The 1121-nt window shown below is 34.9% G+C and carries 1 pseudogene; it reads right to left on the reverse strand.

The window, feature by feature from the left end:
* Positions 1-1010: pseudogene (locus Q0256_RS03835) on the reverse strand (hypothetical protein); the annotation flags it as partial.
* Positions 1011-1121: the final 111 nt, after the last annotated feature.

A 1121-nucleotide genomic window follows, 5' to 3' on the forward strand; every position in this document is an offset into this window, starting at 1 on the left:
TTTTTAACTCTTAAAAGATAATTCGGCGCGTCTAAGTCTTTATTAAATTTTAGTTTCATATATTTTTTAAGCTCGTTATATTCTTTATTAGTGGGTATAAATATAAAAAATTTATTGTAAAGTGCGTCTAGAATTAAAGCATCGACAAACCTACATGAAAATAATCCGCCCTTAAATAGATGAAAAATCATTTGCGGTATAAAAAGAAAGATAACCGCTTCCATGCAGCAGAATAACATTATAAAGACTATCATAGAATCATCAAATATCGCACCATAAATATAAGCGAGTACGTATATGGAAAGACAGGTTTTTCCTATAATCCTTTCCGTTTCCGTATATTTTCGCGTCTCGCTTTCATAAACAAGTGCGAAAGTCTTTTTAAAATATAAAATATCATCAAATTTGATTACGAGCTGCTCGCCTGATTTTATACATTTTATGCTTGAGTTTAAAAATATAAATTTTCTTCCGTAATGCTGCGAAAAGCCCTTAAGAGCCCTGGCAACCAAAGGTCCAGTAAGCAGAATATTCGCGACTTTTCTATCATAAGGGATGTTAGATACTAAATTTATAAACATAGCAAAACAAAGCAACGCTACTATAGCTATAATATTTACGATCGGCATATAGTCTTTGATGACCAACGGCTCTTTGTCGTAATCACGAGTTTTAGCGCCCCGCGATGAAACACCGCCCGAGTTTAAATTTTGAAATTTTACCTCGTCTTTTGAGTTTAAATTCATCTCGTTTAAATTTCTATCTCGGAAATTTGCGCCGCAAAGATGATCGGGTTGCAATTTGGGGTCTGTTGGATTAAAATTCGCATTTTTAAAGCTTTTGCTAATCAAATTTGTATCGTTTAAATTTAATGAGCTGCGATCCGTTGCATCGCTTAAATCCGCATCGTCAAAGATGTCGGCGCTAGCGCCTCTTCGAAGCTTTTGCTTTAAGTTCTGACGCCCTTCGTTTAGAGGCTTTTTAGATTTCTCAAACCGCACTTTATCCAAAAAACATCCTTAAGCTTAAATCGCTCGTATTTTATAACTTCGGGCTTAAATCGCAATAAATCGCGCCCGTTTCGCGCGTTTTTGATTTTATTTAAAATGTGTTTTGCATCG

Source organism: uncultured Campylobacter sp. (genome assembly GCF_937949835.1).
Classification (GTDB): Bacteria; Campylobacterota; Campylobacteria; order Campylobacterales; family Campylobacteraceae; genus Campylobacter_B.